This is a genomic window from Sporomusa malonica, assembly GCF_900176355.1.
GTDB lineage: Bacteria > Bacillota > Negativicutes > Sporomusales > Sporomusaceae > Sporomusa > Sporomusa malonica.
The window spans coordinates 186,130-212,034 of record NZ_FWXI01000007.1 but is presented as its reverse complement, the minus strand read 5'-3'; the positions used below and the strand labels follow the sequence as shown (position 1 = coordinate 212,034).

Sequence of the window (25,905 nt, the reverse complement as noted above, 5' to 3'; positions counted from 1 at the left end):
ATCCTGCCTGCATTAACGTCTCTTCCCTTCCCGGCATACACTATATAAGATTATCGGGAGGTGGATATATGGCTTTGTTTCGAGCTTATAAAAATAGGCCTAAGCCCAAGGTTTTAGCCGAAACTAATATTGTATGCCCTATTGAAGAATGTCCCAGTTCCCCGGATTTACTGCTGTTGCGGGATGCTGCCGCCGACGAGCGTAATGCGATAGCTTTTTATTTGGATGCTGCAAGGAGCTCATGCACACCCCACTTATTTCTCGATGTTGCCGAAGATGAGATGCATCACTATGTAGAAACTATGCGGGAGATTTCCCGGTTGGACCCGGTACAGGCTGATCTGCTCAGTGAAGCAGGCCTTGATATGCTAGTAATGACCCGCCCGCTGTTTAAGCCCAAAGCAAAGGTCATCGCCAAAGAAGCTGGCACAAATGATGTCCAAGTAATCCTGCCAGACCGTAAGGAGATGCCCACTGTTAACCTTCTAACCAAGGCCCTTAGCGACGAATTTCTGGCTGTCAATAAATATCAGCGTTATATGCTGGATGCCGAAAACGCTGAAGTACAAATGCTATTTTGCCATTTAATGAATGAAGAAAAAGAACATATTGCTGAGTTTACTGCCGCACTATTTGAACTTACCCATGAACCGCTGCCGCCAGAGCACGATTAGATTGTAATAAAAAGGATAGGCCGAATCACCCTATCCTTTACTTCTGCCCCCGCGATGTACAGGCTGGTTAACACTCTGTACCGGTTTTTCTTTTGGTGGCACTGCCGTCAGCAACACTTGATTGCCTTGACATGAAACCTTTATCTGATAATCAACAATTCCTTCTTTATACAGGTTGAGCTTAAGCTCCAATAACGCTTTCCCAACTGATTCCTTGAGTTCTGGTGTAAAATAAGCGCTATTAATATCCTCTACCGGGTCTTTTTTTACCGCTTTAACCGTTGGCCGGACAGGCTCATCATTGATTTCGGTCTCAAACGTCGGCTGTTCCTGCCAGCCTTTTAACATCTCGCTGTCACTAAGATTTTTTTTGATTTTGCCCAAAATAATTACCTCCTGGAAAACATAAGAGTAAAATCTGCCACAACGGCAGTAAAAATATCAATCATCTCCTGACGGTGGTATTCCCTAAGGGTACGGGCAATCTCCACCTGAAAGGCATTGTAGTTCTTGCCATAACCAGGATAACGCCGCCCCTCACCCCAGCGGTGTGAAGCGAGCGACTGATTTCCCACCCAATGCTTGTCAAAAATAACTTTGATATCAGGAGAATAGTCCCTAACCTTAGCCTTCAGGGTTTCACCAAACCACTTCTTGACTCTAACCGAGCATGTCTTTCCATGAATTGTCCCTACTTCAATGCTCAGCGGCCCATGTGGCTGATCCTTCATCCCGTGAATTCCAATATGCAGGTATGGCCGGGCTAAGTTCCGGCTACCTGGCTTGAGTAGTCCTGTATTATATAAAAATTGGCCAATAACATCCCGATATTCCCATACAGCTTCCTCATTGCCTTGACCCGGTGGACGGTTAAGATCTGCAACTGTGCGAGACACAGTGCCAATAATCCCAGCACAACCCGTTTTCGTTATAATCCCAGCAACAATCTCATCGGTAAAGCGATCAGATTGCGGTGAGGTAGCGTGCACAGCATCCACATGGCATGACTGACTACCAAAACAATACTTAATATAATTGCCGGTTATCAATAATTCCGCCCCCTGCGAGTTTTGTTATCCTGTAGGAAAGTATAACTTTCCGTCTGGATAAGTGCAACAGCGGCTTCCGCTTTCGCTAAGGCTCGGCGCAAGCCGTGTTTTCTTTAGCAAGGATTATTTTTCGACATGTGTCAACCGGATATTCTCATAATTCTTTGCCTGTTCCGGTAAATCCTGCAAAAAAAACAACCGGAATTTCAGATGTTGCTGAAATTCCGGTGATTAACTATACAGTACCAGATAAGCGCATTAAGTTTTGGTCAACATTGGGATCAAGGCTTCCTAGTTCGCTAAACTCGCCGGGATGCAAGATTTCCTTGCCTTGGTTATTCTCTAGAACACTCTGTAACTTTTCCGACACAGGTAACCGCCCCTTTTATTTATTTACATTGTTACAATATAATTTATCTTTTATCCGCTTTGTATACATCATATAGCTACACATGTTTATTGTCAAGGTATGTTTTTTGTATTTTATATTTTTTATTAGGTTTTTTCTGCACTGTGGGGTTACACCAGGATTAACCTTAGTGTAAAAAAACACAAAACGTCCCATACGCATAGCGCGGGACGTTTTGACACCCTTGAACGATTTAGATTTTTTCAGTAAAACTACCCAGCTTAATTGCAGGAAATTTTTCCATGATTTCTTTAAGAAAATTTCGCACACCGCCAGGCTGACCACCTACAGGCATAGCCGCGAGAAAAGCATCAGGGTCAAAGTTAAGATTCCTAAGCTGAATCATATCTACCCCGGTATCACCCAGGAAGTCAAGCCAGGCTGCCTGCTCCTCAGGCCGGTCGTTAAGCCCGGGGAATAAGAGCATGTTCAAGGATACATATACACCATGCTGCTTAGCATAGGCAATTGACTGCCTCACATGTTCCAGACTGTATCCGGGCTGATAGTAAGCCTGATAGGTGGCTGGCAAAGCGCTGATAATGCTGACCCTCATACTGTTTAGGCCTGCATCAACAATGGCTTTGATGCCTTCGGTAAACCCGGCATTGGTATTAATGTTTATCTGTCCTCGATCGGTTTTGCTCCGGATGAGCCGGATGCCTGCAGCAATGGCCCCGGCAGCAAGCGATGGCTCGCCTTCACAGCCTTGCCCAAAGCTAATTATCGGCTCAGGCGCATTTGTTAAATGATATAGACCAATGGCAGCGATCTCTTCTGCTGTAGGCGCAAAGGCTATACGGCTCTGAGGAGCCGGGCAGCACTCGGCTGGCTGCAAGGAAATACAGCCGAGGCAGTTGGCATTACAAGCCGGGGAAACAGGGATGCCGGCTTCCCAACGGCGATAAAACAGGTTTTGTGCCGTACAACAGTGCCAGGTGAGCGAGCAGTTGGCCAAATGTTCGACTAAGCGGTTATTGGGCAAATCCCGCTTCACCTGGGCAACCCGTTTCTTTAGGTCTGGAGTATTGTACCGGTAGGGATGCCATTTGGCGTTATCTGCTGTTCTTACGGCAGCCACATAGATTTCATCATTAAAAAGAGCGGCAGCTGTGTATCCGAAAAGTGGCAGCTGTGGCGCGTCCGGACGCCGGGCATAGGCAGGCAGCAGGGTGCGGGTATAGCCTACCGGCAACATCGCCGCCACTGCCAAACGGCCTTTCATTTTCTTAGAAACTCCACCTGCCAGATACAGCGCGTCCCGTGCCGGCAGAAACATCAGTTCCGCGCCTTCCGGCAGCCGAATCAGATCATCCGGCTTCAGCGCAAGATATTCTGTTCCCAGACGGCCAGCGGCCTGATAGCCGGGCGCGTCAAATATTTCGCCGTTTTTATCAGCGTAAAGAGCTGTAATCATGGTTATCTACCCTTTATTAAATTTATTCATGGCCTTTGTAAAGCCCTCTTTTAAAATGCACTCAACAGCATCTGCCGCCTGTCCGATTGCCTGGCTGATGGCTGGCGCCTCTTCAGGGGTAAACCGGCCAAGCACATAGTTAGCTGTTTCCCAGCCCTGCGGCGGCCGGCCGATACCAATCCGAACCCGGCCAAATTCATCTTTAGCCAGCTCGTACAACATTGATTCAATGCCACGATGACCGCCAGATCCTCCTTTGAGCCTGAGACGCAAGCGGCCGGCAGGTAAATCCAGATCATCATAGATAACAGTAATATCGTCATATGGCACTTTATAAAAAGCAGCCAGCGGCGCTACTGCTCTGCCGCTCAAATTCATATATGTCAGCGGCTTAACCAATAGCACAGTTTCCTCACCCCGGTATTCAGCCACCAATGCGTTATACCGTTCGCGCCATGTTGTTATCGCCCACTTTTCAGCCAGCTTGTCTACAGCCATAAAGCCGATGTTGTGACGGGTGGCGCTGTATTCCTGCCCGGGGTTCCCCAGGCCAACAACAATCTTCACGCTACTCCTCCGCTATCTTAAGAATTTCATCAACAGTAACAAATTTATACCCTTGGGCCAACAACTTGTCAATAATCTGCCGGGTAGCTTCCACTGTTTGGGCGCGCGGCGCTACACCAGCTATTCCATCCCCGTCATGCAGTAGTATGACTGAACCGTTCTTTACTTTACGCAGAGTCCTGTCGGCGATCACATCAGCGCCCGGATTTACCCAGTCGCGGCTGGAGACCGACCACTCCACAACCTTGAATTGATATTCAGCCATTATATCCATGACAACAGCATCGCGAAAGCCATGCGGCGGCCGCATGACATGCGGCGCATACCCTACAGCCTCGGCAATCACCTTGTTGGTTTTTTCAATTTCACCGATAGCGGCCTCACGGTCAGCCTTTAAAAGGTCTACATGGTTGTAGGTATGATTGCCTAACTGATGACCTTCAGCAACAGCACGCCGGAGCATGTCAGGGTATTTCGCAGCATTTTGGCCAATAACAAAGAAGGTGGCCGGTATCTGTTTCTCTTTTAAAACATCCAGAATTTGTCCGGTATATGGCGGATAAGGCCCATCATCAAAAGTCAATGCCACCAGCTTTTGACTTGTCCTGACTTCTGAAAAAACCGGTCCGTAAAAATGATTCTCCGGCAGCACAGCATGAAGTGTAAGAATAAAACCGGCGGTAATGCCGAGAATAGCCATCCCCAAACCAAGGCGGTACGGACGCCTGAGTATCCGGAAATAGTCAAGTACCAGGCTAAAGATGACTGCTATTGTCAGTAGCCCCAGCATACTGATAAGCCGGACTTTGGTTTCAAACATTGACCTTAGACCCCATTTCAGGAGATTTCTTTAAACATGATGAGCCAGGGACCTTGCGAATCATAAGTAGTTCCCCCCGCATAATAGCCCAGCTTTTCATAGACCCGGATGGCCGGACGATTATCCGGGCGTACCTCGAGCCGTACCCGTGTCACATGATTCTCACGGAAATAGTTGTCGGCCTGAGCCATGAGCGCACTAGCTACTCCCAGCCCGCGTGCGGCTGGACTAACAGCAATTGATAAGATGCGGGCGTTGGCCGTTTTGCCAGGAGTGGCCGCTGAACGGAGAAATGCCAGTTTATTTAATAGAATGACTTTGACAGGATGAAGGCCAAACCCATATTTGCCTGTCAGCCAGCGCCAGGCCCATTTGACAAGGTGCCCGCCGGTAATGGCTTTTAGCCAGAGCCGGTTTAACCGTACAGGAGCAAAGCAATAGCCGATCAGTTGTCCGGCTCTGTCTTTGGCGATCAGCGCAGCCTCAGGTTCTGCCGCATAAACCAGACTAAAAACATCCTGCATAGCCTGAGGTTTGGGCAGACGTCCGCCGCAATGATGCAGCACACTGTCGATGAAGCTCTCAGTAAACAGGCAGGCAATGCCCTCAATATCAGCTGCTCGAGCCCGAGTAATCGTATAATTATTCATAGCAGTGTATTTACAAAATAGGGCGCGATGATTCGCGCCCTATTTTGAGTTACCCCCGTTATATCCTTAAGTTGTCAGTAACCTGCCTTAATCGTCAAACAGTTTACTGACAGACAGTTCGCCAAAAATCCGGATGATAGCCTCGCCCAAGAGCGGAGCAACCGAAAGTACTTTAATCTTAGAAGTACGTTTTGCCTCTGACATAGGGATGGTATTAGTAACAATAAGTTCGGTAATATTCGACTTTTCAATCCGTTCTACCGCTGGGTCGCTTAACACAGCATGAGTACAGCAGGCATATACGGCTTTGGCACCCATTCTGGCCAGGGCATTAGCGCCCTCGGTCAAGGAACCGGCAGTATCAACAATATCGTCCACAATAACAGCTGTTTTGCCCTCGACGTTGCCAATCAAATTCATGACCTCAGCCACGCCAGGAGCAGGACGGCGCTTTTCAATAATAGCAATCGGCGCATGCATCCTATCAGCAAACAGCCTTGCTCTCGATACACCACCTAAGTCTGGTGATACAATAACAAGGTCTTCCAGATTCAAAGACATAATATACTCGGCCAGCGTGGGTACGCCTGGCAGGTTATCTACCGGAATATCAAAGAAACCCTGAATCTGGCCGGCATGGAGATCCATGGTGACAACCCGGGTAGCGCCAGCTACTGTTAGAAGATTGGCCATCAGCTTAGCCGATATAGGCTCACGCCCACGGGTTTTTCTATCCTGACGTGCGTATGCGTAGTAAGGAATGACAGCAGTAATATTTTTGGCTGAAGCCCGTTTTACCGCATCAATCATGATGAGTAGTTCCATCATATTATCATTGACCGGATAGCTTGTCGGCTGAACAATAAACACATCAGTGCCGCGTACGCTTTCGTCAATCATAACTTGAATTTCACCATTATTGAACTTGCCAACAAAAGCATCGCCCACTGTAAGTCCCAGATAAGCAGCAATCTCCTGGGCTAATACCGGATTGGCATTACCACTAAATATTCGTAACCGTTTTGTGTCTTGCATTTTTCTTACCTCCGCTGTTTTTCCGCCCAGCCCTCAATATTATTTTGACGGGCGCGTGCTACCCCTAAAGAACCGGGGGGAACGTTTTTGGTAATGGTTGAGCCTGCAGCCACATAGGAACCATGGCCAACAGTAACCGGTGCTACCAGATTGGTATTACAGCCGATAAAGGCTTGATCTTCTATTGTAGTACGGTTTTTGTTTTTACCGTCATAATTAACCGTAATAGTGCCTGAACCGATATTGACACCAGCACCCATATCGGTGTCGCCGATATAGCTCAGGTGCGGTATCTTACTCTTTTCACCAACAACTGTATTTTTTACTTCGACAAAGTTTCCGATCTTGACTCCGTTTTTGAGTTCAGTTTGCGGCCGTAGATGAACATACGGTCCGACAGTCACTTGATCGCCAATTGTACAGTCATGGGCATATGTAAAATGGATGGTTACATTGTCACCGATTACAGTATTTGTGATGCGACTGTTGGGGCCAATTGCCACGTTAGTGCCGATTTTGGTGTTTCCTTCGATCCAGGTAAAGGGATAAATAATGGTATCAGGGCCAATTTCAACCTGGCTATCAATAAAAGTACTATTCGGGTCCATGATGGTAACGCCACTTTCCATCAGTAAGTCCAGCTTGCGCCGCCTGATTAGCTGCTCGGCTTCAGCCAGCTGCACCCGGGAGTTTATCCCCAACGTTTCATGGTAATCAGGAGCCTTTACTGCCCATACTTTTTGACCTTGACTGTTTAAAATTGCCACGACATCTGTCAGATAGTACTCGCCCTGAGCGTTATTGCAGGTCAAACCATCAAGTGCCTGCAAAAGCTCTTTGGCTTCAAAGCAATAGATGCCGGTATTGATCTCACTTACTGCCAATTCTACCAGGCTGGCATCTTTGTGTTCGACAATTTTTACAACCTGTCCTGCTGGATTGCGGATAACCCGCCCATACCCTGCAGGGTCAGGCATGATTGCGGTAAGCACAGTAGCTGCTGCTTGAGCATTAGCATGCTCTGTGTAGAGCGTTCTTAACAATTCTCCGGTCAGAAGCGGCGTATCACCGCACAGTACCATAACAGTGCCGTCAAAGTCAGCTAGTTCTTTCCTGGCCTGCATAACCGCATGCCCGGTTCCTAGCTGCTCTGTCTGAACAGCAAATTCAGCTTGACCAGCCAATGCATCAGCTACAGCCTGAGCGCCGAAACCAATGATAACTACATTCTTGTCCGCTCCGGCGAACTTGGCTGCATCAAGCACCTGCTGAACCATAGGTTTACCACCTACCTGATGCAGAACCTTGGGCAAGGCCGACTTCATCCGCGTGCCTTTACCAGCCGCAAGGATGATGGCCATCAAATTTGACATCTATATACCTCCATTCCCGACTGCTGTTAAGAAGAACTCATTCCTAAGTCTTAAGATTCTTAAGACTGGTTAGGCATACCAAGGCCTGACTCAGTTAGGATAAACTCAGTCTCGGTCAATCGGGTGAATTAACCCCTTCGACACAAATATGCAAATTCCTCTAAGCTGCACCTAGATAATCTCCACTTTATACCCTTCGTGGCGAAGTGAGGCCATGATATGCTCGGTATGAAGAACATCTCTGGTTTCCAAACCAATTTCGACAACAGCCTGGCCTAGCGGCACATGCCGCTCGACTCTGTCGTGGGAGACATAGAGAACATTAGCCTGCAGCTTGGCAATAATAGCTAAAAGCCGTTGCAGACTGCCCGGCCTGTCGACTACAACAGTCTGCAGCCTCACACGCCGACCGGCTTTCACCAGACCTCGTTCGATAATACGGGAGATAAAATTAACATCAACATTGCCGCCAGATATTACACTGACGATTTTACCTTTGGCCGGAATTTTGCCATGTAACACTGCCGCAAGACTTGTTGCGCCAGCCCCTTCGACCATCAGCTTAGCTCGTTCTAACAGCATGAGTATGGTACTGGCAATGGCTTCATCATCAATGACAAAAATATCGTCTACATATTTATCAATCAGGGCAAAGGTCACATCACCCGGTATTTTAACAGCAATCCCATCAGCAAAGGTTTCAGCATCTCTGGTTGTCTTAATGGCATGCGCCTTCTTGGACATATACATAGCAGGTGCACCTTGGGCCTGCACGCCATACACCTTGATGTGAGGCGCTAATTCTTTAACAGCTACAGCAATACCGGCAATCATACCGCCGCCGCCGATAGGCGCGATTATGGCGTCAACATCTTCTAAGTCCTGTAATATTTCAAGGCCGATTGTGCCTTGACCAGCAATAACTGCAGGATCATTAAAAGCATGAATGAACGTCTGGCCGGTTTCAGCCTGAAGTTCTCTCGCCCTACTGTAAGCTTCATCATAGACGCCCCCTGCCAGCACGACCTCTGCCCCGTACCCCCGGGTAGCCGTAATTTTGGCTAAAGGAGCAATCTCCGGCATGACAATCGTAGCTTTAATTCCTGCCTGACTGGCACCGTAAGCTACCCCTTGGGCATGGTTCCCCGCCGACGCAGCAATAACCCCGTGCGCCTTTTCTGCCGGGGTTAAACTGTTTATTTTATTGTATGCCCCCCGAATCTTAAAAGACCCGGTTTTCTGCAAATTCTCTAGTTTTAAATAAATCTCACTGCCTGTCAACGTACTGAACGTATTACTTTTATCAAGAGTGGTATGATGAATAACGCCGTCTAAGGCCTCCCGGGCTTTCTCAATGTCAGCCAGCGTTACCGTGGCAGTAGTAGTGTCAGACACCGTTGTCTTCCTCCTTTTAATAGATGCTGCCGAAAAAGCTCCAGATGCTAGGCGCGACGAGGATTGCGCAGCGCCGCGTACACAGAACGTACGCAAGCAAGTAACCACAGGAACAACAACGCAGGTGGACTTTTGCGGCAGCATCAACCGGATGTTAGTACCGGCCTGATATCTGTTACTTTAGTATGTTCATGTACATCATGTAAAATAAGCAGCGCTAGATAGTCTTCTACTAATTTAGGCTCAGGTTCAGCTGTTGCTACAAGTACGCCAATACCACACACCTTTGCGCCTACTTCCTGCGCCAGATCAACCATACCGCGCGCTGTTCCACCGGCTTTCATGAAATCATCAATAATGAGTACTTTAGCGCCAGCCGGCAATGCCCGTTTGGGCAGCGACATGGTTTGAATGCGTTTAAATGAACCTGTAACATAATTAATGCTTACTGCCGAACCCTCGGTTACCTTACTGCCGCGCCGCACAGTAATCAGCGGCAGATCAAAGGCGCGAGCTGTCATAAATGCCAATGGAATGCCTTTGGTCTCAACTGTTAAGATATAATCAGGTGATAAATGGGCCAACCGCTCCATAAATATCTCGCCCACTTTGACCATCAAATGGGGGGTAAACAGCAAGTCTGACATATATAAAAAACCGCCAGGAATAATGCGGTCTGGCTCAGCCAGCCGCCGAGCCAGCTCATTGAGCAGCCGGTCTGTCTCCTTAGCTGACACAGTGGGAATAAACCGGATACCGCCGGCCGCTCCAGCCACAGTCTCAATGGTCCCCAGCCCGAAATGTCCCATGGTTTCTTTTATTGTAGTAATATCTTCACATATGGTCGATTTGGCAGCGCCAAAAAGCTCGCTGAAATGACTGAGCGAAAACAAATGGCGGGGCCTGTCTGACATAAGCTTCGTCAAAGCAGCTACCCGTTCCATTTTCCGTACTTTATCCATGCTTACTTCCTCCACAATCAGGGAAATACCGAATATTTTCTCCTAAAACTATTTTTTTATTCACATTCTCTACAGATGCCACAATTCCTGCTCAGTCCAAAAATAATTGTGAAGCGAGACTTAGCTTCAGGTGGGGTTGTGCCCCATCTGAAGTTTAGTCGACCTCATCCAGGAGGAAAGTTTACTTTCCAACAGGATAAAAGAAAAAACGCGGTTTATCCGCGTTCTGTCAGCAGCCTTATGTAAAACAGCTTCGTACTAATTCCAAATCACTTGGTTTGTCCACATCAATGCCAAGCTCGGCATACTGTGACCGGATAACGGCACCCTTAATACCTAAAATATCCCCTACCCTTTTTTCTACTTGATTTAATTTAAGCGTGCCGAAAATGAACTGTACAACAAAGGTCCAGCCTAACAGGCAGCATAATTTAAAAGGATTCTTACGATTGGCAATAATACGCTCAGCTACCTGCATGCAGTGGGGTACAATTTTAGGATTTACCAGAAAAATATTGCCGCCGGTAAAAATCCCCTCTTTCAAGCGCACATAAGTCCGTTTATTTCCAGGAAACCGACGTTCATGATCGCCCCGGGTGACAATAGGATAATATAAATCAGCATGCACGCTGGCACACTGAGTCAGAAAATCCTCAACAGCCCCTGGCGTCAAAAGCGGTATATCGGCTGTTACAACTAATGTCAGATTCTCATGCCCTAATGCCTTTACACCTAAGCTAATGGTCTCCATAATCGTCTGCCCGCCAGCCACGATGACTGCCTTCTCCGGGAAATTACATTTGGCCAGCTCAAGAGCCGGACCGGCTATAAAAATGCGGGATATGAGTGAACTGGAAGCAAGTGCCTCAGCCACAAATTCAACCATTGGCTTACCAGCAATATCAATCATGGCCTCATAGGGCTGAGACGTATAACGATTTAGATTCTTACTATTTTCCCCACCAGCTAGGATTATGGCATCAACCATTATGTACACTCCTTTGAGATTTTAAGCCTGACGGCGCTCGTTCAAATCCTGCAGTAGTGTCTGCTCAGAGTTCTCCATATGCTCACGGGCAAGTTGCTGAGCTAAATCAGTATCGCGGCTGGCAATAGCTTCAACCAGTCGCCGGTGTTCTTCCACTGATTTTTGCATACGGCCGGGGTATTGGATCGAGATTGACCGAAAACGGGTAAATTGCTCTCGGAGATTATTGATAATGCCCACCAAACGGTCATTACGGCTGGCTCTATATAAGATATCATGGAATTGGCTGTCAGATTCCACCAGCCTATCGGCATCATCTTGTTCAATTAACTCACCAATTTCCACAAGCAAGCGTTCAAGCTGCTCTAGCTCGTCTTCGGTAATGCGCTCAACAGCAAGCCCGGCAGCCAATACATCAAGCGCAGTCCTGATTTCAAATACCTCATTGATGTCCTTTATTGACAAATCGGCCACATAGGTTCCTCGACGGGGAATCATGACAACAAACCCTTCCAGTTCAAGCTTCCGGATAGCCTCCCGAACCGGCGTCCGGCTGACACCCAGCTCTTCAGCCAGTTGGATTTCCATGAGTCGCTCACCAGGTTTTAAAATACCATTTACTATAGCTTCTCTTAGTGTTTCAGCTACTACTTCCCTTAGTGGTTTGTAGCTGTCTAATTTGATAGGTACTAATCGCCTCTCCACAATCACTCCACCTTTGATACTGTTTCTGCTATAAATACTTCTGGTACCCCCTGAGACCTTAGCTGGCCGGCAATCTGCTCAGCCTGCTCCAGGCACTCTGAAAGACCAAATACTGTTGGGCCACTGCCTGACATGAGCGCCGCCATAGCCCCATACGCCAGCATATCTTCCTTAATCTTTAAAATTTCCGGATGCGCCGGGATTGTGACACTCTCCAGGGCGTTTGCCAGATGCCTGGCAACACCAGCAAGACTACTGCTTACAAGGGCCTCACGCATTGCAGTAATATCAGGACGGACGCAGACCTCACTTGCTCTAAACTGCCCGTATACCCAGGCTGTCGGTACCTCAATAGCTGGTTTAGCCAATACCACATAGCAATGCGGCATCGGCGGCAGCGGCTCTAATACCTCGCCCCGCCCAGTGGCTAACATCGTACCGTTATATAAGCAAAACGGAACATCTGACCCAAGCCTGGCTGCCAGCTTGCTTAGCTCGTCCAAACTAAGATTAAGCTCCCACAGTTGATTGAGACCTTTAAGCACAGCAGCTGCATCAGCACTGCCGCCAGCCAAACCCGCAGCCAATGGAATCCGCTTCTCTAAATAAATGTGTACTCCCTGCTCGGTTTGTGTATATTCCTTAAGCAGGGCGGCAGCGCGGTAAGCAAGGTTGCTGGTATCGGCAGCCAAACTGGGGATATTTACACTAAGATTAATAGTTGCAGGCTGACTTGTCAATGCTACCGTATCATTAAGACTAATTGCCTGCATAATCATGGCTACTTCATGGTACCCGTCAGGGCGCTTATAAAGAACATCAAGCGCAAGATTTATTTTGGCATAGGCTTTAATTGTCAACATAACCTTATGCGCTGAGCTGCTTTAAAGCAATCGCCTCTTGCGAGCTCAGAATTTGATCAATCTCCAGCAAGATAAGCAAACGGCCGTCAAGTTTACCCACACCTTGAATATACTTGGCATCAAGAATAAATGTCGGCGGCGGCGGTTCAACATTCGCTGCTGGCATGCGCACCACCTCATTAACAGCATCGACAATAACCCCTACAGTCTGGCCATCGACTTCCACAATAATAATCCGGCTATCGTCATTATAGTCTGATACCGCAAGCTGAAAGCGCTTTCTAAGGTCTACAACGGGAATGATCCGGCCGCGCAAGTTTATGATTCCTTCCATAAATGCAGGCGTCTGCGGCAGTTTGGTGATAGGAACAAGGCGATTTATCTCCTGAACTTTAGTAATCGGCAATCCGTATTCTTCTTTAGCTAACCGGAAAATCACCAGTTGCAGTTCCTGTTCGGCAGTTAAATTGTTTGTTTCCATCCGGAACACCTCCACATATATCTTACATTACTATATTCTACCTGCTGAAGTATTTGCCTGCAACTGACAATTTTCATTCATAAATTTTTTCGCCGATTATCCTTCTGCACGCACCCCAGCCACTACCAGGTCTTGATAGTCTGAACTATGACTACGATTGGCATTTTCTGTTTTTTCAAAAGCTGTTATAGCATCCATAACTACCCCGTACTGTTCATAAAATATGGCAACCAAATCGCCGCTTTCAGCGCAAGCCAAGGCGGTTGATACCGCCTCACGCTCATCTAGAATGGTTGTAATCAGCGTAGGCGCGCAGCCTGCCTCCAGTACACCACGCATCAGTAGTGTCGCTGTCTCGCCAGGCTGGCGGCCGCGTAGATCCTGATCTTCCTTGATGTAAATAACGTCAAATCCCTGGCCGGCTTCCCTGCCGAGACTCACAATAATATCATCACGCCGGTCGCCGGGTGCGGCAATTACGCCAATAAGCCGGCAGGGATTCAAGCGGCGGAGGGTACTTGCAAGCGCCTGGCAGCCAGCCGGATTATGAGCATAGTCAACGCAAACCTGGAATGTTCTAACATCCTTTAACATGAGCCGGCCGTGATTTTCGCTAAAACTGGCCAATCCTTGGCGAATGGCAGTTGCCGGGAGACCTTGACACCAGCAGGCGGCAGCAGCAATAACAACATTTTGAATATTGTGCTGAGCAAAGCCTTGTAGAGTTAGCGGTATTTCCACTATAGGAATAATCGGCTGCTCTGATTGGCCGCTGGCCAAATAGATGATGCCGTTTTTGACAAAACAGGCCTTTCTGCCTTCACCCAGATGGCGGCGGACAGCCAGGTTGTCAAGTCGTGTACTAAAGTACACAATTTCCGCTTTAGTCCTGGATTTCAGTGTCACGATCCGCTGGTCGTCAGCATTAAGGAGCACAACACCATCAGGGCGTACGGTCTCGATAACCAGCGATTTTATATACGCTAAATCCTCAAGGTCTTCAATACCATCTTGTCCAATATGGTCTTCTGTAATATTGGTAATGACTCCGACATCGGCGTAGTCATAGCCAAGCCCGCCGCGGACGATACCGCCGCGCGCTACTTCAAGCACAGCAACCTCAACAGTAGGATCGGCTAATACCATGGCAGCGCTAACCGGTCCGGTAGTGTCGCCATAGACAATACACTCTTGATCAACATAAATCCCTTCAGATGTTGTCATGCCGGTTTTATGTCCGGCTTGCCGGAAGATATGGGAGATAAGTCTGGTCACAGTTGTTTTGCCATTAGTACCGGTTACCGCTACAATAGGTATCCTCCCGTCAGTGCCGGCGGGAAACAGGTATTCAACAATATCTGCGCCCACATCATGTGCTGCCCCAGTACTCGGATGCAGGTGCATTCTAAGTCCAGGCGCGGCATTTATTTCGATAATTGCCCCAGTCCCAGCAGTCATTGGCTGAGAGATATCGGCAGCGACAAGGTCTACACCGGCAACATCCAGGTCAATCAGCCGCACTGCCCGCTCAACCAAGCGCACAGTATCAGGATGGATACAGTCAGTAATATCTACTGCCGTAGCACCAGCACTCAGGTTAGCATTATCGCGGATATAGACAGACTGCCCAGCCTTGGGTATAGACTGAGTCGTCAGGTTTTGTCTGGACAGCGTAGTTATCGCCGCAGAATCCAGTTCCAACCGGGTTAGGGCACGGCTATGACCAAACCCGCGTGCTGGGTCCAGATTCACAATGTCTGCAAGTTGAGCGATCGTATGGACGCCATCCCCAATCACATGAGCAGGTATTCGCTCCGCCCCAGCCGCTAATTTGCCATTGACAACACAGAGCCGATATTGGCGTCCTGTAATATATTCTTCCACAAGTACACGCTCGTCGTACTTGGCTGCAAGCACAAAGGCCGCTTCAAGTTCATTTTCACGTAAAATATTAAGAGTAACACCTTTGCCATGGTTGCCACCAACAGGCTTAACAACAACCGGCCCGCCAATTGCAGCAAAAGCCTCTATGACTTCAGCTAAATTTGTCACGATATAGCCTATTGGCACAGGAACTGCATTTTGACGTAAAAGCTTATTGGTAAGATACTTGTCACCAGCTAAATCAACAGCAACCGAGCTTGTCCTCCCTGTGACAGTGGCCCAAACCCGCTCTTGCCTGTGTCCATAGCCTAAAATAAGAAAGTTAGTATCATAATCAGGCCGCAAAACAGGAATGCCGCGCCGCCGGGCCGCCGCGTAAATGGCTTCAGTACTTGGACCCAACTTGGCACTTTCTCCAACTCTTTTCAGTTCAGCCACCAGTTCTGACACATTAAAGGCTTGTCCTGCAAGTACGGCTGCAAGCAATTGATATGTCCCCTGAGCGACAGCAAGCCCAACCGGACCTGATTTACAACCGAAGACAACGTTATAGATGCCTTTACACCCTGAACCCCTTGTCTTGCCAAAGGATGACATGTAGTCTTTACCGGCTAGTGTCTGAAGCTCAAGCGCAACATGTTCAAAAATATGCGCTAAATATGTCCCTTCGTGCAAGCGCTCAGCAAAACCGCCCGGATATCCGCGTGAGCATGAGTGCTGCTTTAGCCCGGGTAACAAGATCAATAAGCGGGCTACAAAACCGGCAATAGTATTACTGGCAATATTCTCATAGACACCAATATCAAGTAATGCCCTAACCACAGGTCGATAGCTATATACATTGGGGCCGCTAATAAAGCTGGAATATAGTAGTTGCATGTCAAATCCCCCTATCTTAGTTTGTAGCAAGCTGAATGGGCCGCCTTAGGTTTAAATCAAAGCCATAGTCTGCTGGTAAAATATGCAGTAGGACATTGGATATGACTAACGGCTGATTTTGGTTAGACTCTGATATATTTGAATAGATAATATTTTTGCCATCAACAATAGTTACCGTTTGAGATCCCACTACCTCGCACAATCGGTCAGGCCTGACAATGAACGCCGTATCCTCATCAATTCCGATCCCCATTACATGCGGATTTTGAGCTACTGCAGCCAACAAGCGATTAATACGACCTCGTTGAGCAAAATGCTGGTCTATGACTGCCTCCCCCAAAAAGCCCATCCCATGAGCCATGCTCAACGAAGCCTTCTTCGGTGTATCATTGGAGTTACCGCCTACAATCATCGTCTCACTCATGGCTGCTGCACCAGCGCTTGTCCCGGCGATAACGGCACCCTGCCTAAAGGCAGCACGAATGGCGGCGTCAACTGCTGAGCCGCCCAAAATACTGGTCAAGCGCAGTTGGTCGCCGCCGGTGAAAAATATGCCGCTGGCATTTTTTATTATCTCAGCCTGCTGCATTTGATTGGCCGTCTCACGGTTAGCAATCGCCATAATAGTTACCGCCGAAGCGCCCATGGAAGAAAATAGCTCTTTGTATTCACTGCCCACAGTACGTGGCTCACCAGTAGCCGTAGCGACAATAACAATACGACTATCCCGGCCGCCGGCCATGTCCACGAATTTGCGCAGAATAACACAATTCCCAATTTTGTCTTCATGACCACCAATGATAAGCAAGCTGCCAGGTGCCAGTTGTTTATTGTCTGCTGTTTTTTCGCTCATCAGATACAATATCTCCTGTTTTAGCCTTTACTCCTATTTTTACCAAAAATGTCTATCCTTTATACCATCGACCGCGCTAACCAAATGAACTACCGTTGAATATAATGAAGCAGACTAAACTGGAAAACGGAGGTTGAACTATCTATGCATGTCAGAATGATCTATCTCCCTGAATCGCTAAAAACCATCACGTTGCCTGAAGGAGAGAGCTTCATCAGCTACTGTCAAAACCAACCTGCCACAGTGAGCGAAGTGACACCTGTTCTTTGTACTGACAGAGCTAAATTGGTCCTGCCTAGAGCAAATATACTAATTGCAAGGTCGCAGCGTCAGCTAACACTATTTGACGGCAACAGCCCTGTGCGTCAATATCCTGTCGCAATCGGCAAACCAACCACACCCACACCGCTTGGCAATTATGCAATTGCCACTAAGATTATGAACCCAGGCGGCGTTCTCGGCACCCGCTGGATGGGTCTTAATTATGACGCGTATGGCTTACATGGCACAAATGCCCCTTGGTTTATCGGCCAGATGGTATCCAACGGTTGTGTCCGGATGCATAATGCCCATGCCGAAGAGTTGTTTGCCTTAGTGAATGTTGGCACTCCGATTTATATTAGGGATTAAATCAGTGAGTCGGCGCATCACCCAATCGACCTTGTCGCGCCGCGCGGTAATAAACTCTTGTAATGCCTGCCGTTCACCCAGATCTGGTAACCACTCGCCTGGTATACTCTCCATAAACTCCGAAAGCTCAGCATCCTTGATATTCTTAACAATTTGAACATACTTAAAAAAATGCGTTGGTTTAAGATAATACTTCAAAAGCACACCGTACGACCGACGGTGATTTAGTGTTATACTATCAGTCAATTGTTTAAGCATTTCAATGGTCCATTTGCCACGACGAAATAGGTGAGAATTGTCAATAGCATATATTTTATAACCATCTTGTTCTTTGCGAATCAGCAGGTTTTTGCGATTCTCTGTACGGTCAGGATTGTGGAACAGGTGATCAAACAGCATAACTCCCGCCATTTGTTCTTTATTTACTGCCCGGTGCAAGTTGAACTTAGTTACATACCCTGCCCCTTTTAGATACTCACAACCAAAGTGCCAACCCGGGAGCACGCCGGCAGCAGTCAGCCGCCTGCTGCCGGCAAGGACTTCTGAGGAAATCTTGATAAGGCCCCCTGGCGGAAAACACAGATTTAGCCAACAGCCAAACTGGGCAGCTAATAATTCATTTACCAGAACTTTAGCACCAAGGCGATTGGCCGACAGTTTAACAACACACACCTTACTGTCGCCATGACTGTTTTCGGCCCGGAATAGTTGGGGTGACGTCGCCCCCAGCCCTACTGGGCCTATATATTCTACAGCCCGAAACATCCGGCCAACTCCTCTCCCCATTATCTCCAAAATCCCGGCAGCTTTGAGCCCCCGGGATTTTTCTTGCTTTATCAACAATTTTTATCAAGAAAACAATACCCAGGGATTTTTGCCATCCCTGGGTTATCTATTTAGCCTTTAGGGGTCCCGTTTACCAGCCAACTGGCAATCCAGCCAGTCGTAGTACCGTCAGGAAGTACGACTCTGAACCAGCCAAAAGCCTGCTCTTTTACGGTTAAAGTAGCCCCCTTGTTAACTTTAGTTACTACTGGGAAATTGGTACCAGGACCTGTTCTAATATTTACGTTATTGCCAGTTACTGTTACCATGCCGCTGACAGTCGTCGGCGTCCCGGCGGTAGGCGTAACAGGGCCAGTGACAATAATATTTTGTTCGCCAAAAGCCTCTATGTCACCGCCACCAGTTTCCGCAGCCGACACAACATCATCGGAAAATTCACTGGCACTGACTTTGTCTGAGGTGTTGGCTGTAGTACTTTCGACTATACCGATTTCATCGATAGGGCTTAAGGCATATACATCCATCTCAGTGGTAGTGACCACCCGGGCCCAGATTTTAAGTACAATAGTAACGTGCACTTTACGCCTGTCATGGTGGCAGTGGAAATCATAGTCAACAAACTCAACGGCGACATCGGCTGTCGCCTTCATATCCGGCTCCGCGCCATCCATGTCAATATCACGCGTCCAACGGATGTGTTGCTTCTCAAAAGCATGCACCGGCTGATTAGGCAGGTCAGCCACATACATTATTTTTACCTCTAACTCGCCACGAACAATGACTTTGTCAGGAATAACATCAATTTTGGTAATTTCCAATTCTTTGACATATACGTCAACTACTTGCTCAATATCCGGTTTTTGTGCCGGAACAAACATATCAAGTTCAACAACCCGCTGTGCCATCTCGGCGCCTAGGACCTGTTCAACCTCAATTGTTTCCGGACCTGGTTCAGGGCAACCGCATACCAGTTCAGAACTTTCAACAGTTGTCACTCCGGCAACTTTCTTTATATTCGTAGACGAGGTATCTGTCGAGCCTGAAACGACCCTTGTGTTGTCGTCCATTATTCCCCCCCCTTTCTGGTGATATCCAACCATTATTAGCCTTTCGGTGTAGTTGGCAAGGTTCCAGTTCCGATAGTAACCTCACGATCGGTCATAACTTTGGCAGTAACTTTAAGAATTACAGATACATCAAATTCGCGGCAATTGCGGTGGTGGTGATGGTGTCCATGGTCGTCGCAATCATCATGATCATGGTCATGGTCATGGTCGTGACAATCATCGTGGTCATGGTCGTCATCGTCGTCATCGTCATCGCACTCAATCGGTTCAAAGTTTTTGTATTTGTATGCACGGTGATGGTCTTCAACGTCATAGTCAACAAACTCGACAACTACACTAGCCTCAGCATCCATCCCTCTGCGGGCGCCAGGAATATCAATGTCAAGGGTCCATTTATAATGCTTAATCTCCACAGCATGAACAGGCTGGTCAGGCAGAGCTGCCACATAAATGGCTTTCACTTCGAACTCGCCCCGCACAATGACTTTATCAGTAATAACGTCAACGCTGTTTACTTCTACTTCTTTAACAAATACATCAACAATTTGTTCAATGGCAGGTTTCCTTTCCGGAACAACCACGTGAATATCCAGAGCTTTTTGTTTTTCCTTCTCTCCTATTATTTGGCGCACGATAATAGTTTGCGGACCTGTCTCTGCACCAAGGGTACATTTGTTAATGGCTCTATCGTCCATGCAGATTCCCCCCTTTGTATATTCTAGTTATATATATGCCTGCACTAATTTTTATGTGACAAAAAACAAAAAAATGACAAAGGTACAAGTAGCTTCAAAAACCTATTCTCGCAGGCAAATCTTAGATTATAACTATGTTGGACTTTAGCAAAACATGACTTCAGAAAAGCGCGATTTAAGCAAAAAACAGGCAATGTTGCATTAAACACTGGATATTTGCGGAGTTTGGGCAAAGAAAAAGAAAAGTGCCATGTGACAAACAACATAACACTTTTCCGGTATCGCTCATAGTATATAGCAAGGATGTTGGTTTCCCCTTTGGCCGAGAGCTAACTATCCAAATATAAGGAGGTCTGTGTTAATGAAGGCTTATAAAAAAAATCCTTACTGGAAATGTGATGACGATTATTCTAAATACGGCTGCAGCGATAAACATGAGATGATGGATGATTGTTATGACATGGATATGTCTTGCTATGCCCCCAAAATGAAATGCCAACCAACTAAGGAATGTGTAAAAACCTATAAATGCTACTATAAATTATACAAAATCTGCACCTATCGTTTATATAAAATGTGCCCGTACTGCGGCCATGAGTTCGATTATCACGAGCATCGCGGCGGCTGCCCCAAGTGCATGTAGCTTATCAGCAAAAACCCGCGCATTTTATAGCGCGGGTTTACTGTTAACAGTTGTTTATTTGGCAATAAACTCTTGAACAACATAGACTGAACCGGCCGAATCATACCGAACACCTACACCTACCTCAGTATAATTAGGGCTTAAAATATTGGCACGATGCCCTGAGCTATTCATAAAGGCTTTTTCAGCAGCTGTTACATTGCTGTTAATAGCCAGATTTTCGCCGGCATAACGATAGCTGATGCCGGCTTGCTTCATCCGGTCAAATGGGGACTGCCCTTCCGGGTTGTAGTGTGAGAAATATTTACGATTAATCATATCTTGGGCATAATTTTCCGCTAAACGCACCAGGCTCATATTAACCTTGAGCGCCGGCAAACCATTGGCCGCGCGATCTGCGTTTAACAACTTAAACGCTTTGGCTTCGTCGGCGGTAAGTCCTGATGTTGAGCTGGAATTCGAGGTGCTTGGTGTTGTAGTCGAAGGCGTTGTGGGAGTTGTAGTCGTATCTGTACTCTTGGGCGTCGCTGCACCGCCACCGCCTTTCTTGCCACCAGCTAGTACCGCTAATAAACCAAGGGCTACTAATCCGCCGATTACCGCTTTATTGTCACCATCCTGAATCGACTCTTCTTCAGCCGGAGCAGCATATGCGGCTGTCGCCAATGCTCCGCCGAACGAAGTAGTAACCAGAGACATGATTACTAAACCGAAAACGATTTTAGTCATCCATTTTTTAATTTTCATTGATTTTAAATCAACCTGCCTTTCAATGTTTGTTTTTAAGATATAGAAACATCGGAGTTAGCGGTTAGTTAACCAAACTGAGCATACAGTCTGATGTTATGTAAAGATTCGCCCTAGTAGTCCAAAATCCTGTTTTTAGGATGTTAACAATTTCTGCATATAAATATATCTTCATAAATATAACTGTAACCCCCAAAATTGGTAATCGCCAAATGAGTAATTTGGGAAACACTATCTGCAGGAGGTGATTTTACTATGGGCAATATTTATGACAAAAATCAAGAATCAGCGCACGGTCCTTTTGGCGAATCCCAGACTCATCAAGGGCCCTACGGCGGCAAAAATTCCGATACTATGACGAACAAAAAAGCGGCTAATGTAATTCCACCCACCAAAGATATTAAAGCCCGCCCCAAACACTAAAACTCTATACAGGACAAGCAAAAGAGGACGTCTACCGACGCCCTCTTTTGCTTTATTACCATAACTTGCGGAATTTGGTAATGGTGTTTTCAGCATTAGCCTGCTCAATATATGTGATCTCGCTTTCGGTTAGGCCGTATATCTTGTACACCAAAGTATTCATCTCATTATACAAAGCACCCAGTTCATCGGCAGCAACTGCAGAATCTGCCGTCTCCTCCGCCTCTCCCAAATAAACAGCAGCAGCCAGTTTTGACAGTTTTATTCCCAGCAACGCCAACCGCTCCTGGCACTGCTTATCTATTCGTAATGGCAGCTTTTCCACGGTTTCAATGTCCACTTGTGCCATAGCGCGCCCCTTTTCCAAGGTCACAGTATGGTAGTAATAGTTCATCAGCCTGGAATTAAGAATACACACTAGATATTCCAGACTAACTCCGTCCTGTAATACCGTCAGCGAGTGAATATTGTTTAAATGATATAAGCCAGACCGGTCAATTGCAGCAATTAGACTGTCACCTGTCTGTCGCATAAATATTTTCGGCCCAGCTATAATCGCCGCCTCCCAGCCACCCTTGTTGAGCTTTGCCGGGTTAACGTCAAGCCAGTCACCTTGATAGGCAAGACAAAACGGCCGTATCTGGCCTGATGATATCAAGCCCTTCATCCAGGTATTACCCTGCCTGGTTTTACTTTTAATCTCAGCCTGGACAGTTAGTGAGCGCATCCCTGTCCGAATTTTTGTGATGTCTTTGAGTAAGCACGGCGTTTGCTCAAGCTTATCAATGATTTCCTTATCGCGTGCATGAAAAAACAGACGGAACCTTTTATAAACCTGCTGCATAAAATAATTCTGCTCATATTGATACCGGGTCACAGGCACCCCGTCGGTGCCCAACCGAGTCACCGTTACAACCGCAGTCGAGCAGTCATTGTCAGCTTTCTGTAGAATAGTAATGGCGGGAATCCCTACTAAAACGCCAGCAAATACATTACTACTTGCCAATGTGATTTCCTGTACTCTGCAAGTCTCTAATATATATTCACGAATCTTGGAGTAATAACGACCAAGCAAGTAGCTGTCAGGCGTAATAAATCCCAAGTAGCCCCCTAACTTGAGTGCCTTGATACTTCTTTCAAAAAATAAAGCGTAATAACTGAGCTTATACTGGGCTGAGTATGGGTAATTGTGCCTTAGATAATCAGACTGAACAATTGGTATTTTACCGACCCGGTTAAGACCAAAACTTATATACGGCGGATTGCCAACAATATAGTCAAACTTCTGCTGCCAAAATTCAGCCAATGTAAGCTTATAGCTAATACCCTCGCTGCCAGAGTCTGGAACCTGGGCAGCCGAAGGGCCTTCCCATTTGATCAAACTGTCGCAGACAACCAAATTATCATCAACCAGACCTACCACAGTCTGCGGTATCGCTTTTTCTTGCAGCCGGGACTTAGCTACTGAAACTGCAGCTTCGTCAACATCTGCGCCATATAAGCAACAGTTGATAATATGATAGTGCAAATTTTCCGGCTGCCAATATTGATTACCGGTCATACAGGTTTCGATGTTGCCGCTTTTTATACTATATTGTTCTTTGGCATACCGGCGCTGCAGGAGGATTAGGTTTTCGTTAAGCTTGCCCCATAGGACATCATATGCAGCTACTAAAAAGTTACCTGACCCACAGGCTGGGTCTAGCACCTTGGGCGCCGGGTCTGTCACGATATCATGCTTGCCCAACGTACGGTCTAGAATGTAATTCACAATATGTTCAGGCGTATAAAATACTCCGGCAGACTTCCGTGTAGCCCGGCCGGTTTGACTTTCCTTAGGTTTTGGCACCTCAACGCCTCCATATCCAAATTACGTACATATAGTTCGCTAACACAGCAGCCCGTCCCTGCAGCAATCGTCAAAAAAATACGCCTAGAATGGCGTATTTTTCATCCTGTTAAAAAGTATCACTTTCCGTCTGGATAAGGCGGCATCGACTTCCGCTTTTGCCAGTGGCTCGGCGTAAGCCGTGTTTTCTTTACAATTATCTGATTGGAGTCTTGGGCATTCCCAGGCGGAATTTCCCTCTTGTTTCAAGGCCGCCTACGCCGTCAACGCCAGTTACCGAAGCCGTAATAGCATCACTTACATCAACAGTCTTGTTTATTGGGGTAAAAGCCACCTTCTCAGCAATAAAAACCGGATCATACGCATGAATAAAAATACGGTTAGGTGAACTGGCAAAATTTGCACCCGATGACAAAATGGCCTCAAAGTGGGATTGACAGGCTCCAGCAAAGATAACCAGATCATCACGTGAAGGCTCAAATGTCCTGGCCTTTTTTACTGCCGCCACAAAATGTTTGGAGTTGCGATAGTTATTAAGGTCACTCAGGTCTTTTTTGCCGTTGCCCACCAGCGCGTCATGTCCGGTAAGTACTAGAATATCAGGCCTAATCTCATCTAATAAATCAAGGACGACCTCAGCCTGCTTAGCTTCTTCTATCCATCGTCCTTCTGCCTGAACGTTAAGCTGACTATAGGTTTTCAAGCACATTTTTAGATATTCCTCATCACCATCAAGATGTAATACCCGGCCAGGTAAATCAAAAAAACTAAACTTCTTGGTTGCCTCAGATCGCCTTAGCTCGACTTGCTCCCGTTCACGACTGCGGCGTACCATAACCCTCTTTAGCGTATCATTGTGCATACCTTCCATGCGTACAATCTCATTCCGCAAATCCTCAGCCGCAATTCGCTGTAAATCATCTATGGGCGAGTCGGCCATTAACCGAAGATGAAGGCCTTTTAAAACACAATGCGTCTGCGCACTATCATCAACAAAAATATCAACTACTTTGAAAACAATATCACCGCCGTGAGATTTCCTGACGACCAGGTCACCTACTTGAATGTCCACCACAATTCCCCCCTTAGCTAGTGCCTATAGCTATTACATCCTATGTATCGCCTAGCTAAAGTGCCACAAATTATCCCCGCGCGGCCAGTGGCAAACGCCCTATCCCCACTATATACTATAGTGAGCCCCCATGAGACCGCTTTATAATGTGGCATATTACACGCATACTTTCCGAGGTGATGTACGTGATTTGCGTGGTCGTACCGGCCAAAAATGAGGGAGGTCGCATTACTACTGTATTGCAAAATTTAGGAACTTTACCAATTGATCACATTATCCTGGTGGCAAACGGTTCAAAAGACAGCACCATGCGCGAAGCCTTAGCAATGCGTCTCCCTAAGCTGCAGATTATCTACTTCCACGAATGCTTAGGAATTGACACCCCGCGCGCTGTTGGCGCTAAAGCGGCTCTGGCTCTGGGCAGCGACGTTGTCGTCTTTGTTGACGGCGACATGGTAGGTACCTTTAATGAAAACTTGATGGAACTTGTCGACGGCGTATTATTGAAACATATGGATATGGCACTAACCAACTGTTATCCTTCGCCTCCGCGCCATATCGAGCGGCATAACCCGACCTTTCAGTGGCGGCTTAACCTCAACAAGGAACTGGGGCTGGATAAAAAAATCAATTTAGCAAGCCCAGCCCATGGACCGCACGCCGTATCCCGCCGCCTCCTGGAAACAATCCCCATGCGCGAGCTGGCAGTCCCCCCAGTTACCATGGCGCTTGCCCGCATACAAAAATTGAAAATTGACGTAGCTACAACCATCCCCCACTACCGTCTGGGTTCATCAGTAAAAAATCAAATTCACACCAACAAGATCATTGACACTATTGTCGGTGATTGCCTTGAAGCCATTGCCGCTTTCCACGACCAGAGTCGCACCCGCCAATGGCAAAACAAAACATACTTAGGGTATCATATTGACCGTCGTTTTGACTTGCTTGACCTCTTTTTAAGCGAAAAGCCCTGCTCAAAATGAGCA

General features: G+C 47.1%; 29 protein-coding genes. 6 read left to right on the top strand and 23 right to left on the bottom strand.

The window, feature by feature from the left end:
• Positions 1-68 precede the first annotated feature (68 nt).
• Positions 69-674, top strand: a complete 606-nt coding sequence (locus B9A22_RS10620; protein WP_084575710.1) for a ferritin-like domain-containing protein — start codon at positions 69-71, stop codon at positions 672-674.
• Positions 675-704: 30 nt separating this feature from the next.
• On the opposite strand, the gene B9A22_RS10615 is transcribed toward B9A22_RS10620, so the two are convergent.
• The 10 genes from B9A22_RS10615 to ilvA form a co-directional block, all read right to left on the bottom strand.
• Positions 705-1,058, bottom strand: coding sequence for a hypothetical protein (locus tag B9A22_RS10615; RefSeq protein ID WP_084575709.1), 354 nt, complete (start codon positions 1,056-1,058; stop codon positions 705-707).
• Between the two features lie 5 nt (positions 1,059-1,063).
• A complete protein-coding gene (locus tag B9A22_RS10610; protein WP_084575708.1) occupies positions 1,064-1,723 on the bottom strand; it encodes an N-formylglutamate amidohydrolase in 660 nt (219 codons plus the stop codon).
• A gap of 235 nt (positions 1,724-1,958) precedes the next feature.
• On the bottom strand, positions 1,959-2,093 hold the full coding sequence (locus B9A22_RS26315; protein ID WP_281252388.1) for a hypothetical protein: 135 nt from the start codon (positions 2,091-2,093) through the stop codon (positions 1,959-1,961).
• 232 nt (positions 2,094-2,325) lie between these two features.
• The gene (locus B9A22_RS10605; RefSeq protein ID WP_084575707.1) at positions 2,326-3,549 is read right to left on the bottom strand and encodes a radical SAM family protein; all 1,224 of its coding nucleotides are present in this window, start codon (positions 3,547-3,549) and stop codon (positions 2,326-2,328) included.
• 6 nt (positions 3,550-3,555) lie between these two features.
• Positions 3,556-4,116: an aminoacyl-tRNA hydrolase gene (gene pth, locus B9A22_RS10600; RefSeq protein ID WP_084575706.1), complete on the bottom strand. Its 561-nt coding sequence runs from the start codon at positions 4,114-4,116 to the stop codon at positions 3,556-3,558.
• Position 4,117: 1 nt separating this feature from the next.
• Positions 4,118-4,936, bottom strand: a complete 819-nt coding sequence (locus tag B9A22_RS10595; protein ID WP_084575705.1) for a polysaccharide deacetylase family protein — start codon at positions 4,934-4,936, stop codon at positions 4,118-4,120.
• Positions 4,937-4,953: 17 nt separating this feature from the next.
• Positions 4,954-5,586, bottom strand: coding sequence for a GNAT family N-acetyltransferase (locus B9A22_RS10590; protein ID WP_084575704.1), 633 nt, complete (start codon positions 5,584-5,586; stop codon positions 4,954-4,956).
• 87 nt (positions 5,587-5,673) lie between these two features.
• Entirely contained in the window at positions 5,674-6,621 is a 948-nt protein-coding gene (locus tag B9A22_RS10585) for a ribose-phosphate diphosphokinase (protein WP_084575703.1), read from the bottom strand.
• Positions 6,622-6,626: 5 nt separating this feature from the next.
• A complete protein-coding gene (gene glmU / locus B9A22_RS10580; RefSeq protein ID WP_084575702.1) occupies positions 6,627-7,994 on the bottom strand; it encodes a bifunctional UDP-N-acetylglucosamine diphosphorylase/glucosamine-1-phosphate N-acetyltransferase GlmU in 1,368 nt (455 codons plus the stop codon).
• Between the two features lie 171 nt (positions 7,995-8,165).
• Positions 8,166-9,389, bottom strand: coding sequence for a threonine ammonia-lyase (gene ilvA / locus B9A22_RS10575; protein ID WP_245823946.1), 1,224 nt, complete (start codon positions 9,387-9,389; stop codon positions 8,166-8,168).
• Here ilvA and B9A22_RS26040 point away from each other — a divergent pair.
• Positions 9,379-9,558 (top strand): hypothetical protein, encoded by a 180-nt coding sequence (locus B9A22_RS26040; protein WP_245823945.1) that lies wholly within the window; start codon positions 9,379-9,381, stop codon positions 9,556-9,558. The genes ilvA and B9A22_RS26040 overlap by 11 nt on opposite strands.
• On the opposite strand, the gene purR is transcribed toward B9A22_RS26040, so the two are convergent.
• The 7 genes from purR to B9A22_RS10540 form a co-directional block, all read right to left on the bottom strand.
• Positions 9,533-10,351 (bottom strand): pur operon repressor, encoded by an 819-nt coding sequence (gene purR, locus B9A22_RS10570; RefSeq protein ID WP_084575700.1) that lies wholly within the window; start codon positions 10,349-10,351, stop codon positions 9,533-9,535. The genes B9A22_RS26040 and purR overlap by 26 nt on opposite strands.
• A 238-nt stretch (positions 10,352-10,589) precedes the next feature.
• A complete protein-coding gene (locus B9A22_RS10565; protein ID WP_084575699.1) occupies positions 10,590-11,339 on the bottom strand; it encodes a nucleotidyltransferase family protein in 750 nt (249 codons plus the stop codon).
• A gap of 21 nt (positions 11,340-11,360) precedes the next feature.
• Positions 11,361-12,044 (bottom strand): GntR family transcriptional regulator, encoded by a 684-nt coding sequence (locus tag B9A22_RS10560; protein WP_084575698.1) that lies wholly within the window; start codon positions 12,042-12,044, stop codon positions 11,361-11,363.
• Positions 12,045-12,046: 2 nt separating this feature from the next.
• Positions 12,047-12,907, bottom strand: coding sequence for a 4-(cytidine 5'-diphospho)-2-C-methyl-D-erythritol kinase (ispE, locus tag B9A22_RS10555; protein WP_084575697.1), 861 nt, complete (start codon positions 12,905-12,907; stop codon positions 12,047-12,049).
• A 4-nt stretch (positions 12,908-12,911) separates the two neighbouring features.
• Positions 12,912-13,388, bottom strand: a complete 477-nt coding sequence (locus B9A22_RS10550) for a chemotaxis protein CheW (protein ID WP_084575696.1) — start codon at positions 13,386-13,388, stop codon at positions 12,912-12,914.
• 96 nt (positions 13,389-13,484) lie between these two features.
• Positions 13,485-16,151 (bottom strand): cyanophycin synthetase, encoded by a 2,667-nt coding sequence (gene cphA, locus B9A22_RS10545; protein ID WP_084575695.1) that lies wholly within the window; start codon positions 16,149-16,151, stop codon positions 13,485-13,487.
• Positions 16,152-16,167: 16 nt separating this feature from the next.
• Positions 16,168-17,004: a cyanophycinase gene (locus B9A22_RS10540; RefSeq protein WP_084575694.1), complete on the bottom strand. Its 837-nt coding sequence runs from the start codon at positions 17,002-17,004 to the stop codon at positions 16,168-16,170.
• 144 nt (positions 17,005-17,148) lie between these two features.
• Between B9A22_RS10540 and B9A22_RS10535 the strand changes: the two genes are divergently transcribed.
• The gene (locus B9A22_RS10535; protein ID WP_084575693.1) at positions 17,149-17,634 is read left to right on the top strand and encodes a L,D-transpeptidase; all 486 of its coding nucleotides are present in this window, start codon (positions 17,149-17,151) and stop codon (positions 17,632-17,634) included.
• Here the strand turns inward: B9A22_RS10535 and B9A22_RS10530 are convergent.
• The 3 genes from B9A22_RS10530 to B9A22_RS10520 are packed head-to-tail and all read right to left on the bottom strand — an operon-like array spanning position 17,596 to position 20,182.
• Entirely contained in the window at positions 17,596-18,477 is an 882-nt protein-coding gene (locus B9A22_RS10530) for a HipA family kinase (RefSeq protein ID WP_245823943.1), read from the bottom strand. The two genes, B9A22_RS10535 and B9A22_RS10530, sit on opposite strands and share 39 nt — an antisense overlap.
• Positions 18,478-18,530: 53 nt before the next feature.
• Positions 18,531-19,487 carry an SPOCS domain-containing protein gene (locus B9A22_RS10525; RefSeq protein ID WP_084575691.1) on the bottom strand — a complete coding sequence of 319 codons (957 nt, stop codon included), beginning with the start codon at positions 19,485-19,487 and terminating at the stop codon, positions 18,531-18,533.
• A gap of 35 nt (positions 19,488-19,522) precedes the next feature.
• Positions 19,523-20,182 carry a DUF3794 domain-containing protein gene (locus B9A22_RS10520; protein WP_084575690.1) on the bottom strand — a complete coding sequence of 220 codons (660 nt, stop codon included), beginning with the start codon at positions 20,180-20,182 and terminating at the stop codon, positions 19,523-19,525.
• A gap of 361 nt (positions 20,183-20,543) precedes the next feature.
• On the opposite strand from B9A22_RS10520, the gene B9A22_RS10515 reads away from it, so the two are divergent.
• On the top strand, positions 20,544-20,825 hold the full coding sequence (locus B9A22_RS10515) for a hypothetical protein (protein ID WP_084575689.1): 282 nt from the start codon (positions 20,544-20,546) through the stop codon (positions 20,823-20,825).
• Between the two features lie 54 nt (positions 20,826-20,879).
• Here the strand turns inward: B9A22_RS10515 and B9A22_RS10510 are convergent, their stop codons facing one another.
• A complete protein-coding gene (locus tag B9A22_RS10510; RefSeq protein WP_245823942.1) occupies positions 20,880-21,554 on the bottom strand; it encodes a CAP domain-containing protein in 675 nt (224 codons plus the stop codon).
• A 273-nt stretch (positions 21,555-21,827) separates the two neighbouring features.
• Between B9A22_RS10510 and B9A22_RS25405 the strand changes: the two genes are divergently transcribed.
• Positions 21,828-21,995 (top strand): hypothetical protein, encoded by a 168-nt coding sequence (locus B9A22_RS25405; RefSeq protein ID WP_176215483.1) that lies wholly within the window; start codon positions 21,828-21,830, stop codon positions 21,993-21,995.
• Between the two features lie 55 nt (positions 21,996-22,050).
• Here the strand turns inward: B9A22_RS25405 and B9A22_RS10505 are convergent, their stop codons facing one another.
• Both B9A22_RS10505 and yabG read right to left on the bottom strand, forming a co-directional pair.
• Complete coding sequence (locus B9A22_RS10505; protein WP_084575687.1) at positions 22,051-23,844, bottom strand: N-6 DNA methylase family protein; 1,794 nt, start codon at positions 23,842-23,844, stop codon at positions 22,051-22,053.
• Between the two features lie 196 nt (positions 23,845-24,040).
• Positions 24,041-24,916, bottom strand: coding sequence for a sporulation peptidase YabG (gene yabG, locus B9A22_RS10500; RefSeq protein ID WP_245823940.1), 876 nt, complete (start codon positions 24,914-24,916; stop codon positions 24,041-24,043).
• 179 nt (positions 24,917-25,095) lie between these two features.
• On the opposite strand from yabG, the gene B9A22_RS10495 reads away from it, so the two are divergent.
• Entirely contained in the window at positions 25,096-25,902 is an 807-nt protein-coding gene (locus B9A22_RS10495) for a glycosyltransferase family 2 protein (RefSeq protein WP_245823952.1), read from the top strand.
• The last annotated feature ends 3 nt before the right edge of the window (positions 25,903-25,905 follow it).